Genomic DNA, 25454 nt, shown 5'->3' with positions numbered 1-25454 from the left:
GCGGTGTTCGGTTTTTGTAGGCCGGGTAAGGCGAAGCCCCCCCGGCGCAACAGGCATCAAAGCTTATCCAGCAGCTTCTTCACATCCTTGCCGTCCTGTGAATCTTTATTACGATCCGCCCAGCCGCTGAGTCGACGTTTCGCTTCATCCTGCAGATGCTTACGCAGGATCTGATCCACCTGCAGACTGTAATTCAGGGCCTGCCATTTGCCGTATACGCTCAATGGGACCGGCGTCTCTTTCAGGAAGTCGATGAGCTTGCTTTCCCCCTGCCAGCCGGAAAGTACCCGCACGTTAAAGCGCGTGTCCGCCGTCTCTTTGACCAGATCCAGCTTACCCTCGCCCGTTACTGATAAGAGTGAAGAGGTACCCTGCATTCCGTCGAGAGAGAGTTGTCCGTTGTTCAGCGTCAGGTCCGTGGTGAAGCTGTCGAGGCGCGTGGCACTGTCGTAGCTCTCCTGGGCTTTCACATCGCTGCTGCGCTCCACCGCCTGCTGCACCAGTTGCTGGAAGTTAAGCCCTTCCATACGGGAGTTTTTCAGATCAAGATGCGCCTGCCCTTGCCACTCGCGGCGGAAAGCATCGGCATCAATTTTCGTGCCGGAGAAATCACCCGCCAGCGTCAACTGCCCCGTCAGAGAGATCGGGTAGTTAAACGCGGTCAGGATGGTGCCTATCTCAACGTTATCGAGACGCGGCTGGAATTCGGCGCTGGCAACGTCTTTACGGACATCCAGCGTGCCGGGCAGTGAGAGGTGTCCTGCGCCCATCTTGCCGCTCAGTTCGGAGATCACCAGCAAACCGTTATGGTTAAACATCTGGCTGCTCACGTCGGTAAAGTCCATGCCGCGCCAGCGCAGGCTGGTGGCTTTCAGCAGAATATCCGCCGTGAATCCGCGCAGAGCGTTATAGTCAGGTTGATCGAGATTCGACGAAATAACCGGACGTGATACCGGTGCCTGGCTTTGCCCCGTCTGCGTCGCCTCGCTGTCCGTGGCGCTGGCTGGCAGAGGTGGCAACAGGTTTTCCAGGTTGAGCTTGTCAAATTGCAGATTCAGCACCCACTTCGGCTTCTCTTCAAAGGTGACGCTCGCCTGCCCCTTCAGGCTACTGTCGTTTGCCTGCAGGTTGAGATTATCCAGCTCCAGCTGTTTTTGTTCCTCACGCCACACGGCCTGCAGCGTTCCCTGACCGGCGATCCCCTGGGTGGGCAGATTGGCCCCCGTCAGCTGCCAGTTGAGCTGCTGGATGTTCGCCGTGAGCTGATGCGGATAGTCTGACGCATTCACTTTAGCATTCAACGACAGCGTCAAATCCCGCTGATCGCGGTTCACGCGCCCGCTGAATTCCACCGATGCAAGATGGTGCTCATCCTGTTCCATCTGCAGATTAATGTTGCGAACGGTGACCAGCTCTTCGTGCTCATGCTGGAAAACCAGCACGCTATCGGCCACTTTCAGTTTGCCAATATCAAAGGACCAGCCAGTATCAGACGGTTCATCAGGCAGGGTATTTTCACGCGGTGCCACCGGCGCGTTGGCATCACGCACAGCTTCAGTTTGCGGGGTGAGCTGAATCACCGCGCCTTTCAGCATCACCTGATTCACCTGCAGCTGATGGGAAATGAGCGGGATCAGCGCCACATCAAGGCGCATGTTGTCTGCGGACACCAGCGGCTGGGACGCCCCCGGCGCCGTGAGCGACATGCGGCCAGAGAGAATGCTGAGCTGCGGCCAGACGTGCCAGCGCAGCGGCCCGTCCAGCTTCAGTTGATAACCACTGCGTGCTTCAACCTGCCGCACCATATACGCGCGGAAGTCGTTAGGGTTAACCAGCAGAACCAACGCCGAAAGGCCAGCCACCAGCACCACCAGCAAAATCATCAGCGTTGTCAGAACTCTTCTCATGGCATCCTCAATGGACTAACGATCAGTCTTTATCAATACGGCTGGCAACCGCACCCTGCTGGTCGCGATATTTTGCGTCCTGACGGCGGTTATACGGCCTGTCTGCCGGGCCTGACAGCGGTTCAAAACTTAACGCGCCGATCATCATCCCCGGACGAAGCGCCAGCGGCAATTTACCGGCATTGAAGAATTCCAGCACAATACGGCCCGACCAGCCTGGATCGATACGGTGCGCGGTCACGTGTACCATCAGTCCCAGTCGGGCCAGCGAAGAACGGCCGTCAAGCCAGCCGACGAGGTCCGCAGGCAGGGTGACAGATTCAAACGTTACCGCCAGCGCCAGTTCACCCGGATGCAGATAAAAGGCTTCGCCATCTTCGATTACGATTTCGTCACTCATCACGCGATCGAGCGCGGCGCTGACTTCGTCCTTCGGTCCGCTGAGGTCAATGAACGGTGCGGTATGGCCGCTAAAGGTGCGGAATTTATTCCCCAACCGGACATCGACGGTCACCCCATTGATACGCTCAACAGGTGGACGTGGGGTAATAGACAAACGGCCTTCATCCAGCCAGGCTTCAATATCGCGATCACAAAGACGCATGCCTTTTTCTCCTTTCATGCATCGTACCCTGAGCCGGTAAGCGCTCAGGGTAAAACCAGGTTATCTCTGAACGGTACACAATTCACGCGGCTTATTCAAAAAACTGGCTGATTTTCGCTTTTAAGATATCGATCGCGATGCGGTTTTTACCCCCGCGCGGCACGATGATATCGGCGTATTGTTTGGAGGGCTCAATAAACTGCAGGAACATCGGGCGGACCGTTTTCTGGTATTGCGCCATCACGGAGTCCATTGAGCGGCCGCGTTCATTAACGTCACGCTTGATGCGGCGCATCAGGCAAATATCCAGCGGGGTATCGACGAAAATCGAGAAGTTCATGGATTCACGCAGGCGGGCGTCGGTCAGCAGCAGGATGCCTTCAAGGATAATGACCTTTTTCGGCTCGATGCGGATCGTTTCCTGGGTGCGGGTATGTTCTACGTAACTGTAAACGGGCAATTCGATCGCCTGGCCGCTCTTAAGCGCTTCTAAATGCTGGAACAGCAGGCTGTGATCCATCGCATTTGGGTGGTCATAGTTCGTTTTAACGCGCTCTTCCATCGACAGATGGGATTGATCTTTGTAATAGCTGTCTTCGGGAATGACGCCGATATGCTCATCACCTACTTGTTCACGCAGTTCGCGATAAAGCGTACTGGCAATTAGACTTTTACCTGAAGCCGATGCGCCGGCGATGCCTATAATGACGCACTGATGAGACTTATCAGTCATAAATTTAGCGACCTGATTAACCTGGATGTAAAGGAAGGACGACGCCGGAGCGTCAAACGCGGCAATTATAGGGATTTCGCGGGCGTGATACCAGTCGAATACTCAGGTTCTGCGAGACTGACCGAAAAGTGACGAGTTATTCCCTGAATGAAATTTAAATGCGCATTTTTTCGCCGCTCACCCGTTTTTTTTCACGGAGTAAGTATTTAATAAGTCTGTGTTGTCAAATTCTGAGCGGTCACCATATGAATTGTAAATTGTTTGTACTAGCATAAACCAAATTATCAAATTCACGCGTTCGGACATCTTCTTCCCTGACGGCATGGCGTCTCTGGATAAAGCGGTAATGAATAAACAATACCAGCGGGTTTTGGTGACCACCCCACATCCTTTATTACGACTTGTCTGTCTGGGCCTGGTCACCTTTATCTTTACCTTATTTTCGCTGGAGCTCACCCGCTTCGGCACCCTGCTGGCCCCGCTCTGGTTTCCCACCGCCATTATGATGGTGGCGTTTTACCGCCATGCCGGAAAAATGTGGCCGGGCATTGCCCTGGCCTGTTCGTTCGGCAATATTCTGGCCTCATGGATGCTGTTCTCCTGGGGGTCGGTCAGCCTCATCTACCCTGCGGTCAACGTCATTGAGGCCGTTATCGGCGCGCTGTTCCTGCGTAAATGGCTCCCGTGGTACAACCCGCTGCAGAATCTGAACGACTGGATCCGCGTGGCCATCGGCAGCGCGCTGGTGCCGCCACTGATGGGCGGCATTCTGGTGTCTCTGCTGGCACCCGGCTCTGAGCCCCTGCGTAATTTCTTCGTCTGGGTGTTGTCAGAAGCCATTGGCGCACTGGCACTGGTGCCACTGGGGCTGTTATTTAAGCCGCATTATCTGCTGCGCCACCGTGACCCGCGATTGCTGCTGGAAACGCTGACCACGCTGGCCGTGACGTTAGCCCTCAGTTGGGCAGCCATCACCTGGCTGCCGTGGCCCTTCACCTGCGTGATCGTTCTGCTGATGTGGAGCGCCGTGCGCCTGCCGCGGATGGAAGCGTTCATGGTGTTTCTGGTCACCGTGATGGTGGTGTCGCTGATGATTGCCCGCAATCCTCTGGCGCTGACCACCCAGCACGCCGGGCCGATGCTGAACGCCCCCTGGCTGCCGTTCCTGATGCTGCTCCTGCCCGCTAACGTGATGACCATGGTGATGTACGCCTTCCGCGCCGAACGCAAACACATCACCGAAAGCGAAGAGCGCTTTCGTAACGCGATGGAATATTCCGCCATCGGAATGGCGCTGGTCAGCATTGAAGGCAAATGGCTTCAGGCTAACAAGGCGCTGTGCAATTTCCTCGGCTACAGCCAGACGGAGCTTCAGTCGCTGACCTTCCAGCAGCTCACCTGGCCAGAAGATCTGAATACCGACCTCGAGCAGCTCGAACAGCTGGTCAACGGCGAGATCAATACCTACTCCCTCGAAAAGCGCTATTACACCCGCGACGGGGAAGTGGTCTGGGCGCTGCTTGCCGTCTCCGTGGTGCGCCATGCCGACGGCTCCCCGCTCTATTTTATTGCCCAGATTGAAGACATTAACGATCTGAAGCAGACCGAGTGGGTCAATAAGCGCCTGATGGAGCGCATTACGCTGGCTAACGAAGCCGGGGGCATCGGCATCTGGGAATGGGATCTGGAACCCGACATTATCAGTTGGGATAAGCGGATGTTTGAGCTCTATGAAATACCGCCGCACATCAAGCCCACCTGGCAGCTCTGGCACGACACGATGCTGCCGGAGGATCGCGTCCACGCTGAGCAGGTGCTGCGGGACTCCCTGATTTCCCGTCTGCCGTTTAAGCTGGAATTCCGCATCCGCGTGAAGGAAGGCGTGCGTCATATTCGCTCCCTGGCGAACCGGGTGCTCAATAAGCAGGGGGAAGTTGAACGGCTGCTCGGCATCAACATGGACATGACCGAGGTTAAGCAGCTTAACGAGGCCCTCTTCCAGGAAAAAGAGCGTCTGCACATTACCCTCGACTCCATCGGTGAAGCGGTGCTGTGCACCGATATCAACATGAACGTCACCTTTATGAACCCGGTCGCGGAGAAAATGAGCGGCTGGCTGCAGACCGAGGCTATCGGCCAGCCGATCCTGAAGGTGTTACACATTACCTTCGGTGAAAAAGGGCCGCTGATGGAGAATATTCACAGCGGCGATATGTCCCGTTCCGATATCGATCAGGATGTGGTGCTGAACTGCCGTACTGGCGGCAATTATGATATCCACTACAGCATTACGCCGCTCAGCACGCTGGATGGACAGAATATTGGCTCGGTGATCGTCATTCAGGACGTCACCGAGTCGCGCAAAATGCTGCGCCAGCTAAGCTACAGCGCCTCCCACGATGCCCTGACCCATCTGGCAAACCGGGTCAGCTTCGAAAACCATCTCAAACGGCTCTTGCAGACCGTTCGCGAAACGCGCCAGCGCCATGCCCTGGTGTTTATCGACCTCGATCGCTTCAAAGCCGTCAACGACACGGCTGGCCACGCCGCGGGTGATGCCCTGCTGCGGGAACTGGCTTCCCTGATGTTGACCATGCTCCGCTCCAGCGACGTGCTGGCGCGTCTGGGCGGGGACGAGTTCGGGTTACTGTTACCGGACTGCAACCTGGAAAGCGCGCGCTATATCGCCGGTCGCCTGATTCATGCCATCAACGACTATCACTTTATGTGGGAAGGCCGCCTGCACCGGATCGGCGCCAGCGCCGGCATCACGCTGATTGATGAAAATAACCATCAGGCATCGGAGATCATGTCGCAGGCGGACATTGCCTGTTACGCCTCAAAAAACAGCGGGCGCGGCATGGTGACGGTGTATGAACCCCAGCAGGAGCGGGATCACCACACGCGCAGCATGATGTCGCTTGATGAACAGTGGCACATGATTAAAGACAATCATCTGATGATGATTGCCCGCAGCGTCGCCTCCCCGCGCATCCCGGAGAGCAGTAATTTCTGGCTGCTGTCGTTACGCCTGTGGACCAGCCAGGGCGAAGTTCAGGAAGAGCATGCCTTCCGCTCGGGTCTGGCGGAGCCTGAGCTTCTGCACGCCCTCGACAGACGGATCTTTAGCGAATTTTTCCGCACCTATGCCACCCAGATCGCCAGTAAAGGCATGGGCGTGGCGCTGCCGCTCTCGGAGGCCGGTTTAGCCAGCGTGACGCTGGTCGATGAACTGCTCGACCTGCTGGATAAAAGCCCGATGCCGGGCCGTCTGCTGCATCTGGTTATCTCTGCCGATGTGGTGTGCAACCCGGATAAAAACCTGCACAGGGGTCTGCAAAAGCTTCGCCAGGCGGGCTGCCGCGTGATCTTCAGCCAGGTGGGACGCGACATGAACGTCTTTACCCACCTGACCGCGAATATGGCCGACTATCTGATGCTGGATGCAGAGGTGGTAACCAACGTGTATGGCAATCTGATGGATGAGATGATGGTGACCATTGTTCAGGGCCACGCCCAGCGTGTGGGAATGAAAACTATCGCGGGCCCCTGTAACCAGCCCATCATGATGGATACGCTCTCCGGCATCGGCATCGATTTTATCTTTGGTGACACTATCGCCGAGCCGCAGCCATTAGATCTTCTACTCAACACCAGCTATTTCGCCATCAACTGACGGTGCCCAGCCGTCGGTATACCAGATGTGCAGCAGCGCGTAGGAGCGCCACGGCTTCCAGCGTTCGGCATAACGACGAATTTGCGCGGGCGTCATTCCGGCGAAGCGCTGTTTAATCAGGTAATCATCCGGCAGAAACACATCTTTCGCCTGCCAGCCGCGCAGGGCCAGATAATTTGCCGTCCAGCGCCCTATCCCCGGCCGCTGCTGTAACGCCTTCATCCCCTCTTCTGTATTCGCGGGCGGGGAAAGCGGAAACGTTCCGTCGATAACCGACTGCGCCAGATGAATCAGCGACTCCGCGCGCTTTAGCGGCATACCCAACGCCTTCAGCGCCAGCGGGTCCGCTGCCGCCAGCGCCTGGGGCGTGGGGAAGCAGAGATAGCCCGGACAATCCGCCACCGGTTCGCCACAGAGCGCCACCACGCGTGACGCCAGCTTCGCCGCCATCGCCACGCTCACCAGCTGCCCGAGGATCGCCCGGACGCCCTGCTCGTACGCATCCATCGCCCCCGGTAAACGCAAGCCTGGCCTTGCAGCACCGAGTTCACCCAGCGTTTCTGCTATTTGCTGCGGGTTACAGCGGAGATCGAACAGGCGTTCGATGCGTTCAAGACACGCCTGCGCAACCGGAATTAACCCCGGGCTGAGCGTCACGCTCAGCGTATGGCTGGCAATATCCGGCGTCACGCGGAAAATCCCCTGATGCCCCTCGCAGGCAAAACTGCGCTCATAGTAATCGTTGGTGACGGTTTCAATGCCCGTTACCGCGCGCGCGCCAAGAAAACCAAACATCCACTGCCAGTCATAAGGGGGAAGCCAGGTGAGGGTATACATCGTTGCTCCTTTTTTAGTGTTATCAGCATAAACGTAAAGACCCTGTTTTGCCTTGCTTTCATATTCCTGTTGTCGCCATGCAGACATTTCGTTAAAGTCTCGCCCCTTCTCACCGGCATGGGGATTCATCGTGTTTATTGGATTTGACTACGGTACGGCAAACTGCTCGGTTGCGATTATGCAAGACGGGCAGCCACGGCTCCTGAAAATGGAAAAAGAGAGCACGCTGCTGCCGTCTATGCTCTGCGCACCGACGCGTGAAGCGGTGAGCGAGTGGCTGTTTCGCCACCATCAGGTTCCGGCCACGGCAGCGGAGACCCAGGCGCTGCTGCGCCGGGCGGTCAGCTTTAACCGCGAGGAAGATATCGACGTTACGCCCTCCAGCGTGCAGTTCGGCCTCTCCTCGCTCGGGCACTACATTGAAGACCCCGAAGAGGTCTATTTCGTTAAGTCGCCAAAATCCTTCCTCGGCGCCAGCGGCCTGAAGCCGCAGCAGGTCGCGCTGTTCGAAGACCTGGTGTGCGCGATGATGCTGCATATTCGCCAGCAGGCGCAGACGCAGGTCTCCGATACGATTACCCAGGCGGTGATTGGCCGCCCGATCAACTTCCAGGGGCTGGGCGGCGACGAGGCCAACCAGCAGGCGCAGGGGATCCTGGAGCGCGCGGCGCACCGCGCCGGCTTCCGCGACGTGGTATTCCAGTATGAGCCGGTTGCCGCAGGGCTGGACTTCGAAGCCACGCTGACGGAAGAGAAGCGCGTACTGGTCGTGGATATCGGCGGGGGCACGACGGACTGCTCGCTGCTGCTGATGGGGCCGCAGTGGCATCGCCGTCGCGATCGTGAAAACAGCCTGCTCGGGCACAGCGGCTGCCGCGTGGGCGGTAACGATCTGGATATCGCCCTGGCCTTCAAGAGCCTGATGCCGCTGCTCGGCATGGGGGGGCAAACCGAAAAAGGCATCGCCCTGCCGATCCTGCCGTGGTGGAACGCGATTGCCATCAACGACGTGCCTGCGCAGAGTGATTTTTACAGCACCGCCAACGGCCGCTTCCTTAACGATCTGGTGCGCGATGCCCAGGACGGCGAAAAGGTCGCCCTGCTCTATAAAGTGTGGCGTCAGCGTCTGAGCTACCGCGTGGTGCGTACGGCGGAAGAGAGCAAAATTGCCCTGTCCGACCGCGCTGAACATGCGGTCTCCCTGCCGTTTATCAGTGACGAACTGGCCACTGCCATTTCGCAGGACGGGCTGGAGACGGCGCTTGCCCAGCCGCTGCAGCGCATTCTGGAACAGGTGCAGCTCGCGCTGGAGAACGGCAAAGAGAAGCCGGACGTGATTTACCTGACCGGCGGTAGCGCTCGTTCACCGCTGATCAAGAAAGCGCTGGCCGAACAGCTGCCGGGAATACCTATCGCGGGTGGCGATGACTTTGGCTCCGTTACCGCAGGGCTGGCGCGCTGGGCGCAGGTGATGTTTAGCTAGTGCAGTTGTGCCGGGTGGCGGCTTCGCCTTACCCGGCCTACAAAACGTGTGTTGTTGTAGTGCGGTCTGGTGCCCTCTCCCACAAAACACCAAAAACGGCAACATCCGTTGCCGTTCGCATTTACCTTGTAGGCCGGGTAAGCGAAGTGTATGACCGGATACATAGGTGACAGATCAGACCGGGAACATAGGTAACACTCAGACAATTCCCGACAGTCTTCCATATTTCCTCCATTTTTCCGCTGTGTTGCCTGACTAAACTAGTATCATTCCCCGAAGTATTCAGGATGAGAACGTATAACGATGAAAGGCAGTAACAAATCCCGCTGGGCAATCGCCGCTGGCATCATTGTGGTGGCCCTTGCCGCCGCCTGGTACTGGCACAGTCAATCCGCGAACACCGCCGCACCGGCCGGCGCCACCAGCCAGACCCAGCGCCCAACGGGTGGAGGTCGTCACGGCATGCGCGGTGGCGCGCTGGCACCGGTTCAGGCGGCGACGGCGGTGAATAGAGCCGTTCCTCGCTATCTCACCGGTCTCGGGACCATTACCGCTGCCAACACCGCCACGGTGCGCAGCCGCGTCGACGGCCAGCTCATCGCGATCCACTTCCAGGAAGGTCAGCAGGTCAAAGCGGGCGATCTGCTGGCGGAAATCGACCCGAGCCAGTTTAAGGTCGCCCTTGCCCAGGTGCAGGGACAGCTCGCGAAAGACAACGCGACCCTCGCCAACGCCCGGCGCGATTTAGCCCGCTACCAGCAGCTGGTGAAAACAAACCTGGTGTCCCGTCAGGAGCTTGATACCCAGCAGTCGCTGGTCAGTGAAACGCAGGGCACGATCAAAGCGGACGAAGCCGCCGTGGCCAGCGCCCAGCTGCAGCTGGACTGGAGCCGCATCACCGCGCCGATTGACGGACGCGTCGGCCTGAAGCAGGTCGATATCGGCAACCAAATCTCCAGCGGCGACACCACGGGCATCGTGGTGATCACCCAGACCCACCCGATTGATTTAGTCTTTACCCTGCCGGAAAGCGATATCGCGACCGTCATGCAGGCGCAAAAAGCCGGTAAAGGCCTGGTGGTGGAAGCCTGGGACCGCAGCAACAAGCAGAAGCTGAGTGAAGGGTCCCTGCTCAGTCTGGATAACCAGATCGACACCACCACCGGCACCATCAAGCTGAAGGCGCGCTTTAATAACCAGGACGATGCCCTCTTCCCGAACCAGTTCGTCAATGCGCGCATGCTGGTCGCCACCGAAGAAAACGCGGTGGTGATCCCTACCGCCGCGCTGCAGATGGGGAATGAAGGAAACTTTGTCTGGGTGCTTAACAGCGACAATAAGGTCAGCAAGCACCTGGTAAAAACCGGTATTCAGGACAGCCAGACGGTGGTCATCAGCGCCGGGCTTTCCGCAGGCGACCGCGTGGTCACCGACGGCATTGACCGTCTGACCGAAGGGGCCAAAGTGGAAGTGGTGGAACCGGCGAAACAGGGAGCGACCTCCTGATGCAGGTGCTGCCGCCGGGCTCCACAGGTGGGCCGTCACGCCTGTTTATCCTCCGTCCTGTCGCCACCACGCTGCTGATGGTGGCGATCCTGCTCGCCGGGATTATCGGCTATCGCTTTCTGCCCGTCTCGGCGCTGCCCGAGGTGGACTATCCCACCATTCAGGTGGTGACGCTCTATCCCGGCGCCAGCCCGGATGTCGTGACGTCCGCCATCACCGCCCCGCTGGAGCGTCAGTTCGGCCAGATGTCGGGGCTAAAACAGATGTCCTCCCAGAGCTCCGGCGGGGCATCCGTCGTGACGCTGCAGTTCCAGCTGACGCTGTCGCTGGACGTCGCCGAGCAGGAGGTGCAGGCCGCCATCAACGCCGCCACCAACCTGCTGCCGTCAGACCTGCCTAACCCGCCGGTCTACAGCAAGGTGAACCCGGCGGATCCGCCGATCATGACGCTGGCCGTCACGTCCTCCGCCATGCCAATGACCCAGGTCGAAGACATGGTCGAAACGCGCGTGGCGCAGAAAATTTCTCAGGTCTCCGGCGTCGGCCTCGTCACCCTGGCGGGCGGACAACGCCCGGCGGTGCGCGTTAAGCTTAACGCGCAGGCCATCGCCGCGCTGGGCCTCACCAGCGAAACCATCCGCAGCGCCATCAGCAATGCCAACGTCAACTCGGCGAAGGGCTCGCTGGACGGCCCAACCCGCGCCGTCACGCTCTCGGCGAACGACCAGATGCAGTCCGCCGACGAATATCGTCAGCTGATTATCGCCTACCAGAACGGCGCGCCGGTGCGTCTGGGCGACGTGGCGACCGTAGAACAAGGCGCGGAAAACAGCTGGCTGGGGGCCTGGGCCAACAAGCAGCAGGCGATCGTGATGAACGTGCAGCGCCAGCCGGGCGCAAACATCATCGAAACCGCCGACAGCATCCGCACCATGCTGCCGCAGCTGATCGAAAGCCTGCCGAAGTCGGTCAGCGTGAAGGTGCTTTCCGACCGTACCACCAACATTCGCGCGTCGGTCACCGACACCCAGTTCGAGCTGATGCTGGCGATTGCGCTGGTGGTGATGATCATTTATCTGTTCCTGCGCAACGTTCCGGCGACCATTATTCCCGCCGTCGCCGTACCGCTCTCGCTGGTCGGCACCTTTGCGGTGATGGTGTTCCTCGATTTTTCGATCAACAACCTGACGCTGATGGCGCTCACCATCGCCACCGGGTTCGTGGTGGATGACGCTATCGTCGTCATCGAGAACATCTCGCGCTATATCGAGAAAGGTGAAAAACCGCTGGCCGCCGCGCTGAAGGGCGCAGGGGAAATCGGCTTTACCATTATCTCGCTGACCTTCTCGCTGATTGCGGTGCTGATCCCGCTGCTGTTTATGGGCGATATCGTCGGGCGTCTGTTCCGCGAGTTTGCCGTGACGCTGGCGGTCGCCATTCTGATCTCCGCCGTGGTGTCGCTGACCCTGACGCCGATGATGTGCGCCCGCATGCTGAGCCATGAGTCCCTGCGCAAGCAAAACCGCTTCTCGCGCGCCTCCGAGCGCATGTTCGAGCGCATTATTGCCGCCTACGGTCGCGTGCTGGCGAAAGTCCTTAACCACCCGTGGGCCACGCTCGGCGTGGCGCTGGGAACCCTGGCGCTCAGCGTGATGCTGTGGATTTTCATTCCGAAAGGCTTCTTCCCGATCCAGGACAACGGCATTATTCAGGGCACGCTTCAGGCCCCACAGTCGGTCTCTTTTGCCAATATGGCGCAGCGCCAGCAGCAGGTATCTGACATCATCATGAAGGATCCGGCGGTAGAGAGCCTGACCGCTTACGTGGGCGTCGACGGCACCAATCCGTCGCTGAATAGCGCGCGTCTACAGATCAACCTTAAGCCGCTGGATGAGCGCGACGATCGCGTCAACGCCGTCATTGAGCGGCTGCAAAACGCCGTGGCCCGCGTGCCGGGCGTTGAGCTTTACCTGCAGCCGATTCAGGATTTGACCATCGATACCCAGGTCAGCCGCACGCAGTACCAGTTCACGCTGCAGGCCACCTCGCTGGACGCGCTCAGCACCTGGGTGCCGCAGCTGGTGGACAAGCTTAACACCCTGCCGCAGCTCGCCGACGTCAGCAGCGACTGGCAGGACAAAGGGCTGGCGGCGTATGTGAACGTCAACCGCGACGCCGCCAGCCGTCTGGGCATCACCATGGCGGACGTGGATAACGCCCTGTACAACGCCTTCGGTCAGCGTCTGATCTCCACCATCTACACCCAGGCGAACCAGTATCGCGTGGTGCTGGAGCACAACACGGAGAACACGCCCGGCCTGGCGGGGCTGGACTCGGTGCGCCTGACCAGCAAAGACGGCGGCATTGTGCCGCTGAGCGCGATTGCCACGGTGGAAGAACGCTATACCCCGCTGTCGATTAACCATCTGGATCAGTTCCCGTCCACCACCATCTCCTTTAACGTGCCGGACAATTACTCTCTGGGTGAAGCGGTGGAGGCCATTCAGGCGGCGGAAAAAGCGGTAAGCTTCCCGGCTGATATTCAGACCCAGTTCCAGGGCAGCACCCTGGCGTTCCAGGCCGCGCTGGGCAACACCATCTGGCTGATCGTGGCGGCGGTCGTGGCGATGTACATCGTGCTCGGCGTGCTGTACGAAAGCTTTATCCACCCGATCACCATCCTCTCTACCCTGCCGACGGCGGGCGTGGGGGCACTGCTGGCATTAATGCTGGCGGGCAGCGAGCTGGACGTGATTGCCATCATCGGTATCATCCTGCTCATCGGGATCGTGAAGAAAAACGCCATCATGATGATCGACTTCGCCCTGGCCGCCGAGCGCGAGCAGGGCATGTCGCCGCGCGATGCGATTTTCCAGGCCTGCCTGCTGCGTTTTCGCCCCATCCTGATGACCACGCTGGCCGCCCTGCTGGGCGCGCTGCCGCTGATGCTCAGCACGGGCGTCGGCGCGGAGCTGCGCCGTCCGCTGGGTATCGGCATGGTCGGCGGTCTGCTGGTGAGCCAGGTGCTGACGCTGTTCACCACGCCGGTGATCTACCTGCTGTTTGACCGCCTGGCGCTGTGGACCAAAAGCCGCTTCCCGAAACGTGAAGAGGAGGCATAAGTGAAGTTTTTCGCCCTCTTCATTTATCGCCCGGTGGCGACGATTTTAATCTCGCTCGCCATTACCCTCTGCGGCGTGCTGGGCTTCCGGCTGCTGCCGGTGGCCCCCCTGCCGCAGGTGGACTTCCCGGTGATCATGGTCAGCGCCTCGCTGCCGGGCGCCTCGCCGGAAACCATGGCCTCGTCCGTTGCCACGCCGCTGGAGCGTTCGCTCGGGCGGATTGCGGGGGTCAACGAGATGACCTCCAGCAGCTCGCTGGGCAGCACGCGCATTATTCTGGAATTCAGCTTCGACCGGGATATCAACGGCGCGGCGCGCGACGTGCAGGCGGCCATCAACGCCGCACAGAGCCTGCTGCCGAGCGGAATGCCGAGCCGCCCGACCTACCGCAAGGCCAACCCGTCCGATGCGCCGATCATGATCCTGACGCTGACCTCGGATACCTACTCGCAGGGGCAGCTGTACGACTTTGCGTCCACCCAGCTGGCGCAGACCATCTCTCAAATTAACGGCGTCGGGGACGTGAGCGTCGGCGGGAGTTCCCTGCCCGCGGTGCGCGTGGGGTTAAACCCGCAGGCGCTGTTTAACCAGGGCGTGTCGCTGGATGACGTGCGCTCCGCCATCAGCAACGCCAACGTGCGCAAACCGCAGGGGGCGATTGAGGACAACAGCCACCGCTGGCAGATCCACACCAACGACGAGCTGAAAACCGCGGCGGAATATCAGCCGCTCATTATTCACTATAACAACGGCGCGGCGGTGCGCTTAAGCGACGTGGCCAGCGTCACCGACTCGGTGCAGGACGTACGCAACGCCGGGATGACCAACGCCAAGCCGGCGATTCTGCTGATGATCCGCAAGCTGCCGGAAGCGAACATTATCGAGACAGTGAACAGCATTCGCGCCCGTCTCCCGGAGCTGCAGGAGACCATCCCGGCAGCAATCGATCTGCAAATTGCCCAGGATCGCTCCCCGACCATTCGCGCCTCGCTGGAAGAGGTGGAGCAAACGCTGGTGATCTCCGTCGCGCTGGTGATCCTGGTGGTCTTCCTGTTCCTGCGCTCCGGCCGCGCGACGCTGATCCCGGCGGTGGCCGTGCCGGTCTCGCTGATCGGTACCTTTGCCGCCATGTATCTGTGCGGGTTTAGCCTCAACAACCTGTCGCTGATGGCCCTGACGATTGCCACCGGCTTCGTGGTGGATGACGCCATCGTGGTGCTGGAAAACATTTCCCGCCATCTGGAAGCGGGCGTGAAACCGCTGCAGGCCGCGCTGCAGGGCACGCGCGAGGTGGGCTTTACGGTACTCTCCATGAGCCTGTCGCTGGTGGCGGTCTTCCTGCCGCTGCTGCTGATGGGCGGGCTGCCGGGCAGGCTGCTGCGCGAATTTGCCGTCACCCTTTCGGTGGCTATCGGCATCTCGCTGATTATCTCGCTGACGCTGACGCCAATGATGTGCGGCTGGATGCTCAAGCGCAGCAAGCCGCACTCGCAGCCGCGCCGCAAAGGCTTTGGCCGCGTGCTGATGGCAATGCAGGAGGGCTACGGCAAATCGCTGAAGTGGGTGCTGAACCACACAAGGCTGGTCGGCCTGGTGCTGATCGGCACCATCGTGCTCAACGTGTGGCTGTATATTTCCATCCCGAAAACCTTCTTCCCGGAGCAGGATACCGGCGTGCTGATGGGCGGCATTCAGGCGGACCAGAGCATTTCCTTCCAGGCGATGCGCGGCAAGCTGCAGGACTTTATGAAGATCATTCGGGAAGACAAAGCCGTGGATAACGTCACTGGCTTTACCGGCGGGTCGCGCGTCAATAGCGGGATGATGTTTATTACCCTCAAACCGCGCGGCGAGCGCAACGAAACCGCCCAGCAGGTGATTGACCGCCTGCGGGTGAAGCTCGCCAAAGAGCCCGGAGCCAACCTGTTTTTGATGGCCGTTCAGGATATCCGCGTCGGTGGGCGACAGGCGAACGCCAGCTATCAGTACACGTTACTCTCGGACGACTTAGCCGCCCTGCGCGAGTGGGAGCCGAAGATCCGCAAGGCGCTGGCCGCCCTGCCCCAACTGGCGGACGTGAACTCCGATCAGCAGGACAACGGCGCCGAGATGGCCCTGACCTATGACCGTGAAACCATGTCGCGGCTGGGCATCAACGTTGAAGCCGCCAACAGCCTGCTGAATAACGCCTTCGGCCAGCGCGAGATTTCCACCATCTACCAGCCGATGAACCAGTATAAGGTGGTGATGGAGGTCGATCCGCGCTACACCCAGGACATCAGCGCCCTGGACAAAATGTTTGTGATTAACAACGACGGCAAGGCGATTCCGCTCTCGTACTTTGCCAGCTGGCAGCCCGCCAACGCGCCGCTGTCGGTGAACCACCAAGGGCTGTCGGCGGCGTCGACCATCTCCTTTAACCTGCCCGCCGGTTCGTCACTGTCTGAGGCCAGCGATGCAATCAACCGCGCGATGACCCAGCTTGGCGTGCCGTCCACCGTGCGCGGCAGCTTCGCCGGGACCGCGCAGGTATTCCAGGAGACGATGAACTCGCAGGTGATTTTAATTCTGGCCGCCATCGCCACGGTCTATATTGTGCTGGGCGTGCTGTATGAGAGCTACGTGCACCCGCTGACCATCCTCTCGACGCTGCCGTCGGCGGGCGTGGGGGCACTGCTGGCGCTGGAGCTGTTCGGCGCGCCGTTCAGCCTTATCGCGCTCATCGGGATCATGCTGCTGATCGGCATCGTGAAGAAAAACGCCATCATGATGGTGGACTTCGCGCTGGACGCCCAGCGCAACGGCGACCTCTCGCCGCAAGAGGCCATCTTCCAGGCCTGCCTGCTGCGCTTCCGTCCGATCATGATGACCACCCTGGCGGCGCTGTTTGGCGCGCTGCCGCTGGTGATCTCGGGCGGCGACGGCTCAGAGCTGCGCCAGCCGCTGGGGATCACCATTGTCGGCGGCCTGGTGATGAGCCAGCTGCTGACGCTGTACACCACGCCGGTGGTCTATCTGTTCTTCGACCGCCTGCGGCTGCGCTTTTCGCGTAAAAACAGAACTACGGTGACAGGATAAATGACAGAGCTTCCCAGCAACGTTCGCTGGCAATTATGGATAGTCGCCTTCGGCTTCTTTATGCAGTCGCTGGATACGACCATCGTCAACACCGCCCTCCCCTCGATGGCGAAAAGCCTCGGGGAGAGCCCGCTGCATATGCACATGGTGATTGTCTCCTACGTGCTGACGGTTGCCGTGATGCTGCCCGCCAGCGGCTGGCTGGCCGATAAGGTCGGCGTGCGGAATATCTTCTTTACCGCCATCGTGCTGTTTACCACCGGCTCGCTATTTTGCGCGCAGGCCAACACCCTCGACCAGCTGGTCATGGCGCGCGTGCTGCAGGGCATCGGCGGGGCGATGATGGTGCCCGTTGGGCGACTAACGGTGATGAAGATTGTACCGCGCGAGCAGTACATGGCGGCGATGACCTTTGTCACCCTGCCCGGCCAGGTGGGGCCGCTGCTTGGGCCTGCGCTGGGCGGTATGCTGGTGGAGTACGCCTCCTGGCACTGGATCTTCTTAATCAATCTCCCGGTAGGCATCATCGGCGCGATGGCCACCCTGGCGCTGATGCCGAACTACAAAATGCAGACCCGGCGCTTTGATTTCTTCGGCTTTATTCTGCTGGCGGCGGGCATGGCCACGCTTACCCTGGCACTCGACGGGCAAAAGGGGCTGGGAATTTCGACCCTGATGCTCGGGTTGCTGGTGGTTATCGGCATTTCCACCATTGCAGGGTATTTGTGGCTTGCTCGTGGGAATGACCAGGCGCTGTTCAGCCTGAACTTGTTTAAAAACCCTACCTACCGTCTCGGGCTGTTCGGCAGCTTTGCCGGACGCGTCGGCAGCGGCATGCTGCCGTTTATGACGCCCGTTTTTCTGCAAATTGGCATGGGCTTTTCGCCATTCCACGCGGGCCTGATGATGATCCCAATGGTGCTCGGCAGCATGGGGATGAAGCGCATGGTGGTGCAGGTGGTGAACCGCTTTGGCTACCGTCACGTGCTGGTGGCCGCCACGCTGGGGCTGGCGCTGGTCAGCCTGCTGTTTATGGCCGTGGCGCTGATGGGCTGGTACTACGTCCTGCCGCTGGTGCTGTTCTGCCAGGGGATCATCAACTCCATGCGCTTCTCGTCGATGAATACCCTGACGCTGAAGGACCTGCCGGACGATCTGGCGAGCAGCGGCAACAGCCTGCTGTCGATGATTATGCAGCTCTCCATGAGCGTGGGCGTGACGATCGCGGGGTTGCTGCTCGGCATGTACGGCCAGCACCATCTCAGCGTCGACACGCCGGTGGCGCATCAGGTCTTTATGTATACCTACCTCAGCATGGCGGTCATCATCGCCCTGCCCGCGTTCATCTTCGCCCGCGTGCCGGATGATACCAGCAAGAACGTCGTGATTAGGCGCGGCAAAAGGAGTGGCTCATGAAATTCTGGCGTCCGGGTATTACCGGCAAGCTCTTTCTGGCGATTTTTGCCACCTGTATCGTTTTGCTGATCACCATGCACTGGGCGGTGCGGGTCAGCTTTGAGCGCGGCTTTATTGATTACATCAAGCATGGCAATGAGCAGCGTTTGCAGGGCTTAAGCGATGCGCTGAGTGAACAGTACGCCCAGCACGGCAACTGGCGTTTTCTGCGCAATAACGACCGCTTTATTTTCCAGATCCTGCGCTCGCTGGAGCACGATACCGGTGACGACCGTCCGGGCCCGGGCATGCCGCCGCACGGCTGGCGCACCCAGTTCTGGGTGATCGACCAGGACATGCGCCCCCTGGTTGGCCCGCGCGCGCCGATACCGCCGGACGGCACCCGTCGGGCGATTAAAGTGAATAACGCGACCGTCGGCTGGGTTATCGCCTCGCCGGTGGAGCGCCTGACGCGCAACACCGACATTAACTTTGACCGCCAGCAGCGTCGCACAAGCTGGCTGATTGTCGCCCTCTCCACGCTGCTCGCCGCGCTCGCCACCTTCCCGCTGGCGCGCGGCCTGCTCGCCCCGGTGAAACGCCTGGTGGAGGGCACGCACAAGCTGGCCGCGGGGGATTTCACCACCCGCGTCGATACCCGCAGCCAGGACGAACTGGGCAAGCTGGCGCAGGACTTTAACCAGCTCGCCAGCACCCTGGAGAAGAACCAGCAGATGCGCCGCGACTTTATGGCCGACATTTCACACGAGCTGCGTACGCCGCTGGCGGTGCTGCGCGGCGAGCTCGAAGCCATTCAGGACGGCGTGCGCCAGTTTACGCCCGAATCGGTGGCTTCCCTGCAGGCGGAGGTGGGCACGCTCACCAAGCTGGTGGACGATCTCCACCAGCTCTCCATGTCCGACGAAGGCGCGCTGGCCTACCAGAAGGCGCCCGTAGACGTCATTAACGTGCTGGAAGTGGCGAGCGGTGCCTTCCGCGAGCGCTTTGCCAGCCGCAACCTGAAAATCGACCTCTCCCTGCCGGACAGCGCGGTGGTGTTTGGCGACAAAGATCGGCTGATGCAGCTGTTCAACAACCTGCTGGAAAACAGCCTGCGCTACACCGACAGCGGCGGCGGGCTGCTGATTTCCGGCAGACAGGACAACGGGCGCTTCGCCCTTACCTTCGCCGATTCCGCCCCCGGCGTGCAGGACGCGCAGCTGGAAAAACTGTTCGAGCGCTTTTACCGTACCGAAGGCTCCCGCAACCGCGCCAGCGGCGGCTCCGGCCTGGGGCTGGCGATTTGCGTTAACATCGTCGAGGCGCATAATGGCACGATCCGCGCCGCCCATTCGCCTTTTGGCGGGGTTAGCATTACAGTAGAGTTACCTCTGGAACGGGATTTATCGAGAGAAGTATGACCGAGTTACCGATTGACGAAAACACGCCGCGCATTTTGATCGTCGAAGACGAACCCAAGCTGGGACAGCTGCTGATCGACTATTTACGCGCGGCCAGCTATGCCCCGTCACTGATCGGCCACGGCGACCAGGTGCTGCCGTACGTGCGCCAGACTCCGCCGGATCTGATCCTGCTGGATTTAATGCTGCCTGGCGTTGATGGCCTGACCCTGTGCCGGGAAATTCGCCGCTTCTCCGACGTACCGATCGTCATGGTCACCGCCAAAATTGAAGAGATTGACCGCCTGCTGGGGCTCGAAATCGGCGCGGACGATTATATCTGCAAACCTTACAGCCCGCGTGAAGTGGTCGCCCGCGTGAAAACCATTCTGCGCCGCTGCAGGCCGCAGCGCGAGCTTCAGGTGCTGGACGCCGAAAGTCCGCTGATTGTGGATGAAAGCCGCTTCCAGGCGAGCTGGCGCGGCAAGCTGCTGGACCTGACGCCTGCGGAGTTCCGCCTGCTGAAAACCCTCTCCCACGAGCCGGGAAAAGTCTTCTCCCGCGAACAGCTGCTGAACCACCTGTACGACGATTACCGCGTGGTGACTGACCGCACCATCGACAGCCACATCAAAAACCTGCGCCGCAAGCTGGAGGCGCTGGACGCCGAGCAGTCGTTTATCCGCGCGGTGTATGGCGTTGGGTATCGCTGGGAAGCGGATGCGTGCAGGATTGCCTAGTTAGCCGCTGGTCAATCCAGGCCGGGTAAGGCGAAACCGCCACCCGGCACAATAACTTTACCTCCCTGTCCCGCAGCGCTACAATGCCCGCCCTTAATGTGGGGGATCTCCCCTTACCGCTGCACTTGGTGCATGCGGATCTGACCTGTCATCAGAACGAGAACAAACATGTTTAAACCGGAACTCCTTTCCCCGGCGGGAACGCTGCAAAATATGCGTTACGCTTTCGCCTATGGCGCCGACGCCGTGTATGCGGGCCAGCCGCGCTACTCGCTGCGCGTGCGTAACAACGAATTCAACCACGAGAACCTGCAGCTCGGCATCAACGAGGCGCACGCTCTGGGTAAAAAATTCTACGTGGTGGTCAACATCGCGCCGCACAACGCCAAGCTGAAAACGTTCATCCGTGACCTGAAGCCGGTGGTGGATATGGGGCCGGACGCGCTGATCATGTCGGACCCGGGTTTAATCATGCTGGTTCGGGAGAACTTCCCGGAGATGGATATCCACCTCTCCGTACAGGCTAACGCCGTCAACTGGGCGACGGTGAAATTCTGGAAGCAGATGGGGCTGACCCGCGTCATCCTGTCCCGCGAGCTTTCGCTGGAAGAGATCGAAGAGATCCGCACCCAGGTGCCGGATATGGAAATTGAAATCTTCGTTCACGGCGCGCTGTGCATGGCCTACTCCGGCCGCTGCCTGCTCTCCGGCTATATCAACAAGCGCGACCCGAACCAGGGCACTTGCACCAACGCCTGCCGCTGGGAATATAACGTCCAGGAAGGCAAAGAGGACGACATCGGCAACATCGTCCACAAGCATGAGCCGATCCCGGTGACTAACGTCGAGCCAACGCTGGGCATCGGCGCGCCAACCGACAGCGTGTTTATGATTGAAGAAGCCAAACGTCCGGGCGAGTACATGACCGCCTTTGAAGACGAGCATGGCACCTACATCATGAACTCGAAGGATCTGCGCGCCATCGCCCATGTTGAGCGCCTGACCCAGATGGGCGTGCACTCCCTGAAGATTGAAGGGCGCACCAAATCCTATTACTACTGCGCGCGTACCGCACAGGTGTATCGTAAAGCCATCGACGATGCGGCCGCCGGTAAACCGTTCGATACCAGCCTGCTGGAAACTCTGGAAGGTCTGGCGCATCGCGGCTATACCGAAGGCTTCCTGCGCCGTCATACCCACGACGACTACCAGAACTACGAGCACGGCTACTCCGTATCCGAGCGCCAGCAGTTTGTCGGAGACTTCACCGGCGAGCGCAAAGGCGCGCTGGCGGCCGTGGCGGTGAAAAACAAGTTTACCAAAGGCGACAGCCTGGAGCTGATGACCCCGCAGGGCAACATGAACTTCACGCTGGAGCATCTGGAAAACGGCAAAGGCGAAGCGATTGAGGTCGCGCCGGGTGACGGCCATACCGTCTGGCTGCCGGTTCCGGAAGAAGTGGAGCTGAAGTTCGCACTGCTGATGCGTAACTTCAACGGTGAAAGCACCCGGAACCCACACGGCAAATAGTCAATCAGGGAAATTTTTTCGCGCTGGGATAATTCTTAGAATCGGATCACATACCGCTTCGTTCAATACGGGTATTATCCCCCCGCTGAAAAACATAACCCATAAATGCTAGCTGTACCAGGAACCACCTCCTTAGCCTGCGTAATCTCCCTTACGCGGGCTTATTTTTTTGTATCGCAGGTCTCTCCTGCGCATCAGGTGCGCTGCAGACACAAAAGCGCTCCCGTACATCAGAAGTGGTTTGATACTCCAGATATGAAATCATGTGAAATGACTGACGCTTTTTAATTGAACTTATCAAAAAGGAACCTGAGAGATGAGCAACTATATTTTTGAAACACTTGGTGACTACAAAATTTATATAGCATTATTTTTGGCGATATTATTTTTTATGAAGCTACCTAGCATCAGTTTCTTTACTGGGATGATTTTAAAATTATTCCGCATTAAATACTCTGATAAAGAATATGTCGAGTATGATGAAAAACTTTACAACCAACAATTATTCAGATTAAAAAACGGTGTGAGAGTTGCCTCTGCTGACGATGCAAAATTAATATCTAGGGCTTTAAACGAAGGAAAAATTGAACGTTCAACATTGCGTTTTACCGGGTGGTTTGGCGCGGTGGGCGTCAAGAGAACGATGCGTCTGGAGTCTTTTAGCACAATATTTTTTGGTGTTTTGTTCATTTTTACCGCCTGTGGCATCCTCTACGATGCACCATACATGAAAGCAGGTTATGTCACATACAATGTCAGCAATAGCGAAAAATTATATATTTCTAAATACCGAGTATATGATAAAAAGAATAATAACTCTTGGAACAAATTTGAATGCCTTAAAATCATCAAAGATGTAACATCCGTTCAGCATCTTAAAGATGCATGTATTTATATCACTACTAATGACATTGACCTACGAAATGAGTTGCAGGACGCAATCCAATCTGAATCAAACGGCAAAAAAATCCTCGCTGGACTCATAGTCGCACTGAGTACAATAGGTGGGTTGATAATAGTAGGTTTTACTAACTTCGTTAAATTAAATAAAATCGTTTGTGATTTAAAAGGTATTAAATAGCGAGTAAGTGAACAGTTTAAAACACAGGGTACGCACAAGATTCATCCTGTTCTTACCCGCTTTCCCCCTCTCTGCTATACACTCTTACTAACGCTAAAAAAGGGAGCAGCGCGGATGGCAACCTATCCAGACAGTTTATTGATTCTCAACGGCAAAAGTGCAGGCAACGATCTGCTGCGTCAGGCCATTCAGGGTTTGCGTGACGACGGCGCGCGCATCCACGTAAGAGTAACATGGGAAAAAGGCGACGCGGCACGCTATATCAATGAAGCCCTCGGGCTTGGCGTTGAGACCATCATTTCCGGCGGCGGCGATGGCACCATCAATGAGATCGCGTCAGCGCTGATCGACCTGCCCCCGGCAGACCGCCCGGTGATGGGTATTTTACCGCTCGGCACCGCCAATGATTTTGCCACCAGCGCCGGGATCCCCGAGGCGTTAGAGAAAGCGCTTCAGCTGGCGATCCTCGGTAAAGCGACCGCGGTAGATATTGCGCAGGTGAATGACAAAACCTGCTTTATCAATATGGCCACCGGCGGGTTCGGCACGCGCATCACCAGCGAAACGCCGGAAAAACTCAAGGCGGCGCTGGGCGGCGTGTCGTATCTGATCCACGGTCTGATGCGCATAGATACCCTCAAGCCTGACCGCTGCGAAATTCGCGGCGAGAATTTTCAGTGGCAGGGCGACGCGCTGGTGATTGGCATCGGTAATGGTCGTCAGGCCGGCGGCGGGCAGCAGCTGTGCCCGGAGGCGCTGATCAATGACGGTCAGCTACAGCTGCGGATTTTCACGGGTGACGGCCTGCTGCCCGCGCTGTTTACCACGCTGACGCAGCCGGAAGAGAGTCCGAATATCATTGACGGGAAATCCGCATGGTTTGAGGTAAATGCCCCGCACGGGATGACCTTTAACCTCGACGGGGAACCGCTCAGCGGGACGCAGTTCCGCATTGAGGTGTTGCCCGGCGCGCTGCAGTGTCGGTTGCCGCCAGACTGTGTGCTTTTGCGCTGATGGTATTGCCGGGTGGCGGCTACGCCTTACCCGGCCTACGCTTCGCCCTCAGGTCAGGCAATCGTGACTTTGCTGTCCAGATAGACGTCCTGAACCGCATTGATCAGCTTCACGCCGTCAGCCATCGATTTCTTAAACGCCTTACGGCCAAGGATCAGCCCCATGCCGCCCGCGCGTTTGTTGATAACCGCCGTACGCACCGCGTCTGACAGGTCAGTATCGCCGCCCGCCGCGCCACCGGAGTTAATCAGCCCTGCGCGGCCCATGTAGCAGTTCGCCAGCTGGTAGCGCACCAGGTCGATCGGGTTATCGCTGGTCAGCTTGCTGTAAACGCGGTCATCGGTGTAACCAAAGTTCACTGCTTTATATCCGCCATTATTCTCGGCCATTTTCTGCTTCACGATATCCGCGCCGATGGTCGCCGCCAGATGGTTCGCCTGGCCGGTAAGATCGGCCGACACGTGGTAATCCACGCCGTCTTTTTTGAACGCCGAGTTGCGCAGGTACGCCCACAGCACGGTCACCATACCCAGCTCGTGCGCACGCTCAAACGCCGCAGAGATCTCTTCAATCTGACGACGAGACTGTTCTGAGCCGAAATAGATGGTCGCCCCAACGGCAACCGCCCCCATATTGAACGCCTGCTCGACGCTGGCATAGAGCGTCTGGTCATATTCGGTGGGGTAGCTCAGGGTTTCATTGTGGTTCAGCTTCACGAGGAACGGAATGCGGTGGGCATAGCGACGCGAGACGGAGGCCAGCACGCCGTAGGTGGACGCCACGCAGTTACAGCCCGCTTCAATTGCCAGCTCAACAATGTTCTTCGGATCGAAATAGAGCGGATTCGCCGCGAAGGAGGCGCCCGCCGAGTGCTCAACGCCCTGGTCTACCGGCAGAATAGAGAGATATCCGGTGCCGCCGAGCCGCCCGGTGTTATAGAGCGTCTGCATATTTCTTAGCACGGCAGGCGGACGGTTGTTATCGACCATCACGCGGTCAACGTAGTCATGACCAGGCAGGTAAAGCTGGTCGGCTGGAATGGTCATACAACGATGCTGTAAAAGGCTGTCGGCGTCTTTGCCAAGCAACTGCGCAATATCAGTCATGTGATACTCCCGTAAGTTCGACGTCATGTCGGTGTGCGTTTATCCAGTCCCATCTTTTATGGGCAGACTAAGCCTGGTACCGACTTAACAGATTTTCCACCCTTTGCAATTTTTTTCAGCACAATCTGCTGGCTCGATTCATGTACAACAAAACTGTTACATTGATCAAACAATCGCCACAAAGGTATTTAAAAGGTATTATTGAATGGTATGTTAAAGGCGTACCCTCTCTGACATGCAGG

Annotated in this window: 16 protein-coding genes; 11 read left to right on the top strand and 5 right to left on the bottom strand. The window is 58.6% G+C overall.

Annotated features, from left to right (window positions below):
• Positions 1 to 56 precede the first annotated feature (56 nt).
• The 3 genes from asmA to udk all read right to left on the bottom strand — a co-directional run bounded on the left by asmA (position 57) and on the right by udk (position 3244).
• Positions 57 to 1907: an outer membrane assembly protein AsmA gene (gene asmA, locus AA74_RS0120920; RefSeq protein ID WP_025913247.1), complete on the bottom strand. Its 1851-nt coding sequence runs from the start codon at positions 1905 to 1907 to the stop codon at positions 57 to 59.
• Positions 1908 to 1929: 22 nt separating this feature from the next.
• On the bottom strand, positions 1930 to 2511 hold the full coding sequence (gene dcd, locus AA74_RS0120915) for a dCTP deaminase (protein ID WP_008500854.1): 582 nt from the start codon (positions 2509 to 2511) through the stop codon (positions 1930 to 1932).
• 91 nt (positions 2512 to 2602) lie between these two features.
• Positions 2603 to 3244, bottom strand: a complete 642-nt coding sequence (udk, locus tag AA74_RS0120910) for a uridine kinase (RefSeq protein WP_008500855.1) — start codon at positions 3242 to 3244, stop codon at positions 2603 to 2605.
• Between the two features lie 346 nt (positions 3245 to 3590).
• On the opposite strand from udk, the gene AA74_RS0120905 reads away from it, so the two are divergent.
• Complete coding sequence (locus AA74_RS0120905; protein WP_008500856.1) at positions 3591 to 6920, top strand: diguanylate cyclase; 3330 nt, start codon at positions 3591 to 3593, stop codon at positions 6918 to 6920.
• Here the strand turns inward: AA74_RS0120905 and alkA are convergent.
• The gene (gene alkA, locus AA74_RS0120900) at positions 6888 to 7757 is read right to left on the bottom strand and encodes a DNA-3-methyladenine glycosylase 2 (protein WP_025913245.1); all 870 of its coding nucleotides are present in this window, start codon (positions 7755 to 7757) and stop codon (positions 6888 to 6890) included. The genes AA74_RS0120905 and alkA overlap by 33 nt on opposite strands.
• 130 nt (positions 7758 to 7887) lie before the next feature.
• Here alkA and yegD point away from each other — a divergent pair, with 130 nt between their 5' ends.
• The 10 genes from yegD to yegS all read left to right on the top strand — a co-directional run bounded on the left by yegD (position 7888) and on the right by yegS (position 24106).
• Positions 7888 to 9240: a molecular chaperone gene (gene yegD / locus AA74_RS0120895; protein ID WP_023344513.1), complete on the top strand. Its 1353-nt coding sequence runs from the start codon at positions 7888 to 7890 to the stop codon at positions 9238 to 9240.
• Between the two features lie 303 nt (positions 9241 to 9543).
• Positions 9544 to 10746: an MdtA/MuxA family multidrug efflux RND transporter periplasmic adaptor subunit gene (locus AA74_RS0120890; protein ID WP_025913244.1), complete on the top strand. Its 1203-nt coding sequence runs from the start codon at positions 9544 to 9546 to the stop codon at positions 10744 to 10746.
• Positions 10746 to 13868, top strand: a complete 3123-nt coding sequence (locus AA74_RS0120885) for an MdtB/MuxB family multidrug efflux RND transporter permease subunit (RefSeq protein ID WP_025913242.1) — start codon at positions 10746 to 10748, stop codon at positions 13866 to 13868. The genes AA74_RS0120890 and AA74_RS0120885 overlap by 1 nt, the downstream gene beginning before the upstream one ends.
• The gene (gene mdtC / locus AA74_RS0120880; protein WP_025913241.1) at positions 13869 to 16946 is read left to right on the top strand and encodes a multidrug efflux RND transporter permease subunit MdtC; all 3078 of its coding nucleotides are present in this window, start codon (positions 13869 to 13871) and stop codon (positions 16944 to 16946) included. It begins immediately after the preceding gene.
• A complete protein-coding gene (locus tag AA74_RS0120875; protein WP_025913240.1) occupies positions 16947 to 18362 on the top strand; it encodes an MFS transporter in 1416 nt (471 codons plus the stop codon). It begins immediately after the preceding gene.
• Positions 18359 to 19762, top strand: coding sequence for a two-component system sensor histidine kinase BaeS (gene baeS, locus AA74_RS0120870; protein ID WP_025913239.1), 1404 nt, complete (start codon positions 18359 to 18361; stop codon positions 19760 to 19762). Before AA74_RS0120875 ends, baeS begins: the two co-directional genes overlap by 4 nt.
• Positions 19759 to 20481, top strand: coding sequence for a two-component system response regulator BaeR (gene baeR, locus AA74_RS0120865; RefSeq protein WP_008500865.1), 723 nt, complete (start codon positions 19759 to 19761; stop codon positions 20479 to 20481). Before baeS ends, baeR begins: the two co-directional genes overlap by 4 nt.
• Before the next feature lie 168 nt (positions 20482 to 20649).
• Positions 20650 to 22011 (top strand): tRNA 5-hydroxyuridine modification protein YegQ, encoded by a 1362-nt coding sequence (gene yegQ, locus AA74_RS0120860; RefSeq protein ID WP_008500866.1) that lies wholly within the window; start codon positions 20650 to 20652, stop codon positions 22009 to 22011.
• Between the two features lie 316 nt (positions 22012 to 22327).
• A complete protein-coding gene (locus AA74_RS0120855) occupies positions 22328 to 23092 on the top strand; it encodes a hypothetical protein (protein WP_025913237.1) in 765 nt (254 codons plus the stop codon).
• Between the two features lie 114 nt (positions 23093 to 23206).
• Positions 23207 to 24106 carry a lipid kinase YegS gene (yegS, locus tag AA74_RS0120850; protein WP_025913236.1) on the top strand — a complete coding sequence of 300 codons (900 nt, stop codon included), beginning with the start codon at positions 23207 to 23209 and terminating at the stop codon, positions 24104 to 24106.
• Positions 24107 to 24159: 53 nt separating this feature from the next.
• Here yegS and fbaB read toward each other — a convergent pair whose 3' ends face one another.
• On the bottom strand, positions 24160 to 25212 hold the full coding sequence (gene fbaB, locus AA74_RS0120845; protein ID WP_008500869.1) for a class I fructose-bisphosphate aldolase: 1053 nt from the start codon (positions 25210 to 25212) through the stop codon (positions 24160 to 24162).
• Between the last annotated feature and the right edge of the window lie 242 nt (positions 25213 to 25454).

The sequence above is a fragment of the Enterobacter sp. 5-4 genome (assembly GCF_000612205.1).
In the GTDB taxonomy this organism is placed as follows: Bacteria; Pseudomonadota; Gammaproteobacteria; order Enterobacterales; family Enterobacteriaceae; genus Enterobacter; species Enterobacter roggenkampii.
The sequence above is the reverse complement of the archived record's forward strand: the minus strand, read 5'-3'. Positions and strand labels throughout refer to the sequence as shown.